Source organism: Deferribacterota bacterium, assembly GCA_034189185.1.
Taxonomy (GTDB): domain Bacteria; phylum Chrysiogenota; class Deferribacteres; order Deferribacterales; family UBA228; genus UBA228.
In genome coordinates this window covers 1-10,042 of record JAXHVM010000068.1, presented here as the reverse complement: position 1 = coordinate 10,042, position 10,042 = coordinate 1, and the positions used below count along the sequence as shown (strand labels likewise).

Genomic DNA, 10,042 nt, shown 5'->3' with positions numbered 1-10,042 from the left:
AAAGAATTTTGGCGGATGTATCAAAGTGGCGAATTTATTCATTATCTAGCGCTTTGCGAAGATTGGTTTGAAGAAGCTAGTTGGCAACAAAACTTGCACGAAAAAATCAAGCCGCCTATGTCTTCACTTGGGATTATCGGAAGCGTTGTATTCCAAATGACCGAAATTTTTGTGTTTTTATCACGGCTTGGAACAACTGGTATATATGATGATGGCGTGCATGTTTTTATCATATTGCATAATACAGAAAATAGGGAACTCTGGACGGATGTCAAAGAGCTAAGATTACTCCAGTCTTATAAGTCAAAGAAACAGATGATAAAATATGGTGAAAAATTTAATAAAGAGCAGATTATGACCAATCCGAAAGACCTTGCTTTCAATGCGATAAAACATATTTTTGATGAGTTTGGCTGGCATAATCCCCCAGATGAAACGATTAAAAATTACCAAGATAAATTATTAAACGGAAGAAATTGATATAAAATCCTTACCAATCCCCCGACTTCGCAAGTCAGATTTTCCGCGTATACACGCCATTTCACGCCATCACCTCAATCCTCCGACCGAGCACTTAAGTTTAAGTGCTCTGGCCGCATCCCCACGCCATCACCTCAATTCCCCGACTTCGCAAGTCAGATTTTCCCCGTACTTACGCCATCTCAAAATCCTTCGACTTCGCAAGTCAGATTTTCCGCATCCACACGCCATCCTCTGACTTCGCAAGTCAGATTTATTTTGTAGTTTTGAATTTATAATTTCTTAATCATAGTCCCTACAATGTTTTACCAAATATTATTGCAACCTTTTATAAAATTAGTAAAATTAAACAATCAAATATTTATTAGCAATTTCACTGTATAGTTGTATATTATACAATAAAGAGGAGATCATCATATGAAACCATTAAGTTATAGAATCTTTCTAAGAAAAGAACCTGAAGGGGGTTATACAGTAATAGTTCCTTCTCTTGCAGGCTGTGTCACTTATGGGGATACAATAGAAGAAGCAATAGAGATGGCAAAGGAAGCTATTGAATTATATATAGAAAGCCTGAAAGAGCATAATGAAGAGATACCAACAGAGGCAAATGCCATCCTCTGACTTCGCAAGTCAGATTTTCCCCATACTTACGCCATCACAGCATATCCTCCGACTTCGCAAGTCAGAATGTTCATATTCTTTTTAATTAAAATATATGTAAAAAATTTAAAATATTATTTACTGAAACTAAATAACTAGTAAAAATATTAAAAACCATTAATAATTAGATAAGTGTAATCAAGCAGGAATTAAGTAGTTTAGCAAAAATAAAAATATTTTATATTATTTAAAACATTAATGGGGGTCTGGTATGCAAAAATACTTAAGCCTGTTTATTATATTTGTTTTTTTAATCCTGTTGAGTGTTAATCTATCTATAACTTATGCGAATACAGCTGTTAATTCAGCAAATGGTGTTGGTAGTGTCTCTAACACATTTTATTACAATAAAATCACAGTAAGCTCTCTAAATAATAAAATATTAAATAGTAGTGGGCAATTAGCGATAGTTGATATAAGGGATAGGGCGCTTTTTGAAAATGGCCATATTGCCAGTGCAAAAAATATAGATGCCTATTTGTTGGCAGATTTAATTACCACAACTTCATTAGATATAGCAAAGCCTCTTGTTATAGTTGGTGAAGATGCAGCATTAACAGATTTTTTTGCCAAATTAGCATCCTTTTATGGATATGAAGTGTATGTTTTAGATGGTGGCTACAAGAAGTGGGTAAATAGTGGCTATGAAATAGTTGTAGGTAGTAATGAGAAGAAAAGTGTAAGTGAGCTTGATATACAGAATTTTATAGATATAGCAAGGCAGGTAATTGATGTAACCACAACTGCCCTTGTAAATATTACGCAAAATTTAGATACCCTGGTAGCTACCAGCCCAGAAAATATGTCCTTATTGGGAGATGTTCTTAATAATATTACCACTCAGATTAATAGGCTCAGAGAAAATCCTGTTATTGCGGAGTTTTTGCCTACTGATAGTTCTTTAGGCGATGTGTTACTTGATATATTTGTTGACGATAGAGGGATAAGGAATGATGCTCATACAGAAGGGGTAGTTGATGCATTGAATGTAGTAGGTATGGGACCATCAAGGCGTGACGAAAGGCGTATGGACAGAAATGATCGATTTGCACGTAGGCAGGTTATAGGTGCTGCAAACGATTTGGTTGAAACAGGTTATAATGATGCTCTTGTTGAGGCATTAGAATTGCAGGGAGCAGATCTCTCAAGGCGTGACGAAAGGCGCATGGACAGAAATGAGCGATTTGCGCGCAGGCAGGTTATAGGAACAGCAAACGATTTGAAGGCAGAGGGATTTAATGAGGGGGTTACAGATACATTGGCGCTTCTGGGTATCGATGTATCAAGGCGTGACGAAAGGCGCATGAACAGGTCAGAAAGAAATCAAAGAAACAGTATTCTTGACGCTAAAAATGAGATTGCATTAGAGGGTTATGATAAGGGATATGAAAATGGTTATAACGATGGATATAATAAGGGATTGATGATAGGCTTAACCAGCTCTGGTATAAGTGGTTTTAGGATAAATAGGCTAGAGAGAAAGCAGAATAGGGTTTTATTTGAAAATTTTAGCTTAAGAGATAATAGACTTGAAAGAAGGATTGATAAAATAGAGGAACGTGTTGGTGCAAGAAAGCTAAGAAGGTTTAATAGACAGGAAAGGCACGATGAATTTAGAGATTATGGTATTATAAAAAAGGGTAGAACATTAGCTGATTTTTTAACAAATGGTGCTATTGTTTCAGATGCTCTCTGGGGGCTGCCAGGACTTACTTGGGGCCTAACGAGCTCATTATTGAGCTTTATTCCTTATGCTGGTCTAGTTACTCCCGTTATTGGGTTAGGTGTTAGGGTTTTAACTGGTGTAGCCAGAACTGGTGTGGGTTTTCTTGGTGATGATAGCTACAGGACGCAGTTACAGAGAGATTATAGGGTTACAAGAAATTTAAGAAATGACTTAAGGAGAACAAACAGGCAGGATAGGATAGTAGGTTTTATACCATTTGAGCGGATAAATCCCGTAGATAATCTTGTTCAAGCACATTTTGATAGGGTTAATAACAGAATAGAGAATGAACGAGGCACAAGGTTAGATCAAGTATTAGGGCAAGTATTTAGGCAGGATGCCTTAGAACAACGATTTGAACAAGATGCCTTAGATGATGTAACTATATATGGTGATAGGATAAGGGATTTTGTGGATAATTGGTATGTTAGTATGCCTCTGAATATGGGTGTAGGTCTAGGTACAAATCTAGCAATTGGTGGCATTGGAACAACAATATCGTTGCTCATTTCGCTTACAGGATATGGTGCGTTTCTTGAGCCTTTTATAAATATTGGATCAAGCTGGGCAGGAAGCTTTGCAAGTTACCTGTGGGACGTTGCCTATGGCACAGTTGCTAATGATTATGCTTCAAGGGTAAGTGAGCTCCCTAGAAGTGAAAGAAGGGATAATCGCCAGGAAAGAAGGCAGGCAAGGCAGGCAGAAAGGCAATTTGGTGTAGAGAACGTGCAGCCCAACATACTGCAAAGACTGCAGTTTGGGCCCGAAGGTGTGAATGGTGAATTGCTTTCTTCCTTACAATTTGGTCCAAGTGGCGAACCAATTGGCAACACCATTGAGATAATCAGGACAATTATTTCACCAAGTAGAGAGGAAAGACAACAAAATAGAGCAGAACGGCAAGAGAGAATGGCTGAATTTTTAAACAATATGGATGATAATATCTTTACAATCATAAATAGAATAAGAGCTGCTGTTAATTTAGAGCCTATAAGTAAGGAGGAAAGCGAACAAATTATGCATTATTTGCAAATGCAACAAACTAATTAATATGATTTAAACGGGTGGGTAGATGAGGCTATCTAATCCAGCGTGTTATGATGTAACGTTGTCAGTGTTATATCAGCTGTATTTAAAAATATTTAAAAATAACAAGAGGCTTAAGGCGATTTTTAGTGCATATAATAAATAACTGAGGGTATAAAAATGAGAATACTTAAAGCTTTTTTTATAGTAATGGTACTTTTTTTAGTAGTTTTTCAAAATGCTCTGTTTTCTATAGAAAAAGAGGTAAATCAAGCCAGTGCATATTTTGAACAGGGTGTTGACTATTATAGTTCAGGTGACTATGAACAGGCGCTTTCTTATTTGACAGCTGCAATACAGGCAGATAATACACTTATTGATGCCTATTATTATCGCGCAAGAGTGTATATGGAATATTACAAAGATTATGATAAAGCAATAGCCGACTTTAATAAAATTGTATCAATGGATCAAACAGACTTTGAATCATATTATCTGTTAGGTGCATGCTATTTCAATAAAGGTGATAAAAACAATGCCCAGGCAAGTTATAATAACGCTATTAATACGTATATCAGCTTATTAAATCAAAATACCAGCCAACCTGCAAATGATATTACAAACCAGGTAAAACAGAGATTGCCATATTACGATGTTTTATCTATCTATTATATGGATCTTCTCTGGAATTTAGGGCTACTATAAAAATTGCAAAAACAGAATATCCTCTGACTTCGCAAGTCAGATTTTCCGCATATACACGCCATCACAGCACATCTCCCCAATCCTCCGACTTCGCAAGTTTTAAACTATTTTCTGTTTTTTCTCTTTTTCTAGTCTTTTGTATTATCTTATCATCTTTTGTCTTTAATTAGTGATAACCAGATTAAAATGTGAAATAATCTATCTGAAGCATCACGACCAAAAAATTTCTTTTTATCAAAACCATGAGCAAAGTCATTTCGTAAATTCATTCCAAGTTTTTCTATAAGCACCAATCTAAAATAAAAAAGTGTATCACATCCATATTTTGAAAATATATTATTGATAATTTCTGCGTTTTTCTTATTCCATAATATTTTAGTAAGGGTGAGCCGATTAAAGCCACCATCCTTATCATCTCGGATTAGCCATACGCTATTTGTAATTCTCATCAATTCTCTAAATCCGCTTTCTATAACAGGATTCAAAAAATGTGAAGCAGCTAGGTAATCATTGTCCCAATATGCAGAAATTGTCCTTTTTAGATATTCCTTATTTTCATTTTTAAAAACAACAGATTTTTCAAAATAATCAATGATTTTTTGCTTTGAAAAACGTTTTTTTAACTCTTTCATTGTAAGCGAGAGGAAAAATGAGCTAAATTGTATATATTGCTTAGCGTAGCTTTTGAAATGATTTTCATAATCTTTTTCCAGTGTAGAAAGTTCAGCAATTGGTATGCCATCATCAGAAATAATTTGTGTTGAGCATAAAAATTGTATAGGATATTCATTAGAAATATCATCTAATTGTTTTTTTACAGTATCTTTTATAGGCAGGTTATATATAGCTATTCTTGCCATAATGATATCTAATTTATTGTTTTCGTTTTTGCCAAAGATTGCTTTCAAAAAATCATCAATATCTTTCTGTTTTATTTCTGTTGTTGCGGAAATTTCTTTGAGAGAATTATTCCAATCCAAATCAAGTTGCCCGATCTCTTGAAAAAGTCTTTTTCTTGCCATTTCTGCTTCCGCAAAACAACTTGCATATTTCTTGTATATCTCAACTATTTCTTCATAGGCACGTGATTTTAATAATGCATCGGAGTTTATACGCTTATCTGCTTTAAAAGATTTTTCCAAAACTTCCAAAACGCGCATAAGGTTTTTTTCATCTTTTTCATTTGCATAATATTCAGCAAGAAGAGAGACAACATTTTCTGTAAGCCAGGTGTCTTTTTCAACTCGTTTCAACCTATTCTCTAAATCTTTAACCAATCCTGCTTTTTCTGTTTCATTAAGTATAATTTTTTTACCAAAATCCAAAATAAGCCATTTAAAAGAAAAACCCCACAACCCGGGCTCGTCATCAGTTGCCACTCTTTTCTCAAGATTGATTATTACTTCTTTTAATATGGCGATTTTATCTTGATTATTTATTTTTATAGCTAAATCTAACGCTCTTTTGATTTTCGTCTTGCAATCATGTGGGCTGGCTAACGATTTTTCACAAATCGCAATGTTTGAATCAATGACTATATGGAATAAATCAATGTGAGCATTTTTGTTTGTGACTTTTTTCGAAAAATCAACAACTAAATCAGCATAACGTGATGAGAAAATTGGATTTATACTTTCTTTTGCTCGCTTCGTCCAATATTCCAGTATTTTCTGATCTACTTGCTTTATACTCGGGTATTCCACCATTTGCCCTTTTTCTCTTGGTAAAACAAACATTGGCCCGTAATATGTTTCCCAACCTGTGTCATCATTTTGATAATCAGCCATAAAATCAAAAGCTATTTGTTCAGTCATGTCTTCTTTTGTAAGTTTGTAATTTTTGTTTTTCTTAATAATGTTTTTTATTTCTTGAGAAATTTCATGTTCGCAAAGATAAGGATTTAGGGCTTTCTGGTCTTGATTCAATTCATCAAGATATTTTTTTATGTCATCGTTAAGCATTTTGTTTTATAAAATTATTGAATATATTTTTAACAACATTAATATATTTTTTATCTTTTTCAATTCAAAAAATCTATTTGTCATTTAAAAATTAAAAGTGCCATCCCCCGACTTCGCAAGTCAGATTTTCCGCATATTTAAGCCATCACAGCACACTTAGCTCTCAATGCTTGACGTTAAGACTTTCTTGAACTTTATTCTAAGAATCTGTATATTTTAAATATGAAAAAAGATATTGATATTGAAAAACTCAAAGAAGAAATTGTTGAGCGTTTAAAGCCACTAAATCCTGATAAAATTATACTGTTTGGTAGCTACGCTTATGGTACTCCTGATGAAGACAGTGATATTGACCTTTATGTTGTAACAAATGATGATTTTATCCCTAAAAATTATAATGAAAAAATGGAAGTATATTTAAAAATCGCAAACTATATCCAGGACTTTCTTCAGGAACATCCTACAGATTTAATTGTTCACACGAGAAAAATGCATGAAAAATTTAAGGTTGTGAACAACTCATTTTCAAGGGAAATTTTACAAAAAGGGCAATTACTGTATGAAAGAGAACATAATAAAAGACTGGCTTAGATCTTCCTATAGTGATTTAGTATTAATAGTAATCCCCCGACTTTGCAAGTCAGATTTTCCGCGTACTTACGCCTTTTCATGACATCTCCCCAATCCTCCGACTTCGCAAGTCAGATTTTTATCTCAATCATCTAATGTTCAAGATTTTAAATTAAGTGCCCGTAAATTCTCTTTACATTATCAAAATAAATCTAAATTATAATCTAGGAGATAAGAAACTATGTCAAAATTTATAGATGAACTACAGCTTGCTGAAGAAGATCGAGAAAAAATAAAAAAGTTGTGGGAAAAATTTCGATGCTATGCTGATTCACATTTTCAAACTGAACTTAAAACTAATTTCTATCAAAGAACATGGGAAATGTATGTCGGAAATGTTCTTTTAGAAAAGAAACTAGAAATACAATCAAAAAAATCAAAAAATGAAGGCCCTGATTTTGTAATTGACGAGATAGCATATATTGAATGTGTAGCACCTACGAAAGGTGATCCGACGAAAGCAGATTCTGTGACAGAGCCATTTGAAGCCGATACACTCGATGAGATAAAATTTCAAGAATTGCCAGTTGATAAAATAATTTTACGAATAACACAAGCAATAAAAGGCAAACAAGACCAATATAATAAGTGGAAATGCAAAAATTGGTTTAATGAAAAATTACCATTTATTATTGCTGTAAATATAAGTGCTCTTGGATATAGTGAAAGCTCAAGTATACCATATGTACTAAAAGCATTATTTGGCATTCAGCACGAACAAATAAATATAAAAACTGGTGAAATTAGTGTTTCTATTAGAAGCGAAATCACAAAATCAAGCGGCAAACTCGTACCTGTAAATTGTTTCAAAAGCACTGATTTTGAATTTGTAAGTGGTGTTTTATATTCTAATAAAAGAGTTTTAAACCACCCAGAGAATATTGGCGAAGATTGCATTTTTGTTAATAATCCATTTGCGGTTAATCCTGTTGATGAATCATTTGTTAAATTATTCAAGAATTGGACTGCAGTTAAAAATAATGATGAAATAATAATAAAGAAAAATTATCAACCACAATAATACCATCCACCGACTTCGCAAGTCAGATTTTCCGCATAAATAAGCCATCTCATCATCCCCCGACCGAGCACTTAAGTTTAAGTGCTCTGGCCCCATCCTCCGACTTCGCAAGTCAGATTTTCCCCATCCTCACACCATCTCATCATCCCCCGACCGAGCACTTAAGTTTAAGTGCTCTGGCCCAATCTCCCCTGCCATCCTCTGACTTCGCAAGTCAGATTTTCCCCGTATTTACGCCATCACAGCACACCACACCCATTCTCCGACTTCGCAAGTCAGATTTATTTTGTAGTTTTGAAATTATAATTTCTTGATCATAATCCCTACAATGTTTTACCAAATATTATTGAAACCTTTTATAAAATTAGTAAAATTAAATAATCAAATATTTATTAGCAATTTCACTGTATAATTGTATATTATATATAAAGAGGAAATCATATGAAACCATTAAGCTATAGAATTTTTCTCAGAAAAGAACCTGAAGGGGGTTATACAGTAATAGTTCCTTCTCTTGCAGGCTGTGTCACTTATGGGGATACAATAGAAGAAGCAATAGAGATGGCAAAGGAAGCTATTGAATTATATATAGAGAGCCTGAAAGAGCATAATGAAGAGATACCAACAGAGGAAGGAACGTTAGAATATACTCTAATGGTAGAGGCTCGTGGCTAAACTACCATCCCTAACACCACAGGAAATTATCAAGATACTTGAAAAGAAGGGATTTGTATTGGATAGGATTAAAGGAAGCCATCATATTTACTACCAACCTGAAACAAAAAGAAGAGTTGTTGTACCACTTCATAAAAGAGATTTACCAAAGGGAACTATGCTTGAAGTTTTAAAACAAGCAGGTATAAGCAAAGAAGAGTTAAGAGATCTACTATAGGTTCAACTCCATCCAATCCTCTGACTTCGCAAGTCAGATTTTCCCCGTATTTAAGCCATCACAGCCCATTTCCTGAATATTTTCCAATTTCACTAGTAGAATTTTAAATTGAACACAGGCAAAATATGTAAATAAAAATATGAACCTATTCTTCGAAGGTTAAATGTTTGATAAGACCTAGTTCTCTTTGATAGTCTTTTCTATTATCAACAAATTCTTTATAATCCTTCATATCAATATCTAGATATTTGTAATAATTACATATTTTGTCATTACTTATATTTAAATATTCTAAATAAGATGAATATGGCCAATCCTCAGGATTTTTAACAATTCCAGCTGTTGTTGGATTTAAATGGACATATCTTGTTAAGTGCAATAATTGTTCATTGCTATCTACTAAAACATTTTTAAATCTACCTTGCCAAAGAGGGCCACTTCTTTCATTTTTTATATTGTAATAACGTGTATAGCTATTTAAAAGTTTCCTTAAAAATATAAAGATACCATTATCAACTAACTGTTTCAAAACTAAATGTATGTGTGTTGGCATAATACAATATGCAATAATATCTACAACTAATTTTTTACTATTAAGATCATATTTTGATATAAAGGTATTTTTATCTCTTAATTTACAGTAAGCAGCAAAATTAAAGGGGAGTGTTTCATAAATATAATATTTAATTGCCTCAATTAAACGTATATAATCGCTATTTTCCTTAAATACTACGTTCTTATCAATGCTCTTTGTAAAAATATGGTATACGCAATCTGTAGCCAAAGGTACTTTTCTCATCTTTATATAAATAACAAAAAGTCACCGACTTCGCAAGTCAGATTTTCCCCGTACTTACGCCATCACAGAATCCCCCGACCGAGCACTTAAGTTTAAGTGCTCGGTCGGGAGATTGCCTATTTTGTTAGATAAAATTTGA

General features: G+C 33.6%; 10 protein-coding genes. 8 read left to right on the top strand and 2 right to left on the bottom strand.

The window, feature by feature from the left end; genetic code table 11:
- The 4 genes from SVN78_06090 to SVN78_06075 all read left to right on the top strand — a co-directional run.
- A partial coding sequence (locus SVN78_06090; GenBank protein MDY6821173.1) for a hypothetical protein occupies nt 1–480 on the top strand: 480 nt, incomplete at its 5' end.
- A 417-nt stretch (nt 481–897) separates the two neighbouring features.
- On the top strand, nt 898–1,104 hold the full coding sequence (locus tag SVN78_06085; protein MDY6821172.1) for a type II toxin-antitoxin system HicB family antitoxin: 207 nt from the start codon (nt 898–900) through the stop codon (nt 1,102–1,104).
- A gap of 250 nt (nt 1,105–1,354) precedes the next feature.
- Entirely contained in the window at nt 1,355–3,919 is a 2,565-nt protein-coding gene (locus SVN78_06080) for a rhodanese-like domain-containing protein (GenBank protein MDY6821171.1), read from the top strand.
- A 156-nt stretch (nt 3,920–4,075) separates the two neighbouring features.
- Nucleotides 4,076–4,600 carry a tetratricopeptide repeat protein gene (locus SVN78_06075; protein ID MDY6821170.1) on the top strand — a complete coding sequence of 175 codons (525 nt, stop codon included), beginning with the start codon at nt 4,076–4,078 and terminating at the stop codon, nt 4,598–4,600.
- A gap of 149 nt (nt 4,601–4,749) precedes the next feature.
- On the opposite strand, the gene SVN78_06070 is transcribed toward SVN78_06075, so the two are convergent.
- A complete protein-coding gene (locus SVN78_06070; protein ID MDY6821169.1) occupies nt 4,750–6,561 on the bottom strand; it encodes a DUF4209 domain-containing protein in 1,812 nt (603 codons plus the stop codon).
- A gap of 222 nt (nt 6,562–6,783) precedes the next feature.
- On the opposite strand from SVN78_06070, the gene SVN78_06065 reads away from it, so the two are divergent.
- From SVN78_06065 to SVN78_06050, 4 genes are all read left to right on the top strand, one after another.
- The gene (locus SVN78_06065; GenBank protein MDY6821168.1) at nt 6,784–7,152 is read left to right on the top strand and encodes a nucleotidyltransferase domain-containing protein; all 369 of its coding nucleotides are present in this window, start codon (nt 6,784–6,786) and stop codon (nt 7,150–7,152) included.
- 280 nt (nt 7,153–7,432) lie between these two features.
- Complete coding sequence (locus SVN78_06060) at nt 7,433–8,212, top strand: hypothetical protein (protein ID MDY6821167.1); 780 nt, start codon at nt 7,433–7,435, stop codon at nt 8,210–8,212.
- A gap of 441 nt (nt 8,213–8,653) precedes the next feature.
- A complete protein-coding gene (locus tag SVN78_06055) occupies nt 8,654–8,887 on the top strand; it encodes a type II toxin-antitoxin system HicB family antitoxin (protein MDY6821166.1) in 234 nt (77 codons plus the stop codon).
- The gene (locus SVN78_06050) at nt 8,880–9,104 is read left to right on the top strand and encodes a type II toxin-antitoxin system HicA family toxin (protein MDY6821165.1); all 225 of its coding nucleotides are present in this window, start codon (nt 8,880–8,882) and stop codon (nt 9,102–9,104) included. The genes SVN78_06055 and SVN78_06050 overlap by 8 nt, the downstream gene beginning before the upstream one ends.
- Nucleotides 9,105–9,249: 145 nt before the next feature.
- Here SVN78_06050 and SVN78_06045 read toward each other — a convergent pair whose 3' ends face one another.
- A complete protein-coding gene (locus SVN78_06045) occupies nt 9,250–9,903 on the bottom strand; it encodes a transposase (protein MDY6821164.1) in 654 nt (217 codons plus the stop codon).
- Nucleotides 9,904–10,042 lie beyond the last annotated feature (139 nt).

Coding starts and splice junctions, on each gene's coding strand:
- SVN78_06055 (MDY6821166.1), top strand. CDS start 8,654: ATGAAACCATTAAGCTATAGAATTTTTCTCAGAAAAGAACCTGAAGGG.
- SVN78_06080 (MDY6821171.1), top strand. CDS start 1,355: ATGCAAAAATACTTAAGCCTGTTTATTATATTTGTTTTTTTAATCCTG.
- SVN78_06065 (MDY6821168.1), top strand. CDS start 6,784: ATGAAAAAAGATATTGATATTGAAAAACTCAAAGAAGAAATTGTTGAG.
- SVN78_06085 (MDY6821172.1), top strand. CDS start 898: ATGAAACCATTAAGTTATAGAATCTTTCTAAGAAAAGAACCTGAAGGG.
- SVN78_06075 (MDY6821170.1), top strand. CDS start 4,076: ATGAGAATACTTAAAGCTTTTTTTATAGTAATGGTACTTTTTTTAGTA.
- SVN78_06070 (MDY6821169.1), bottom strand. CDS start 6,561: ATGCTTAACGATGACATAAAAAAATATCTTGATGAATTGAATCAAGAC.
- SVN78_06045 (MDY6821164.1), bottom strand. CDS start 9,903: ATGAGAAAAGTACCTTTGGCTACAGATTGCGTATACCATATTTTTACA.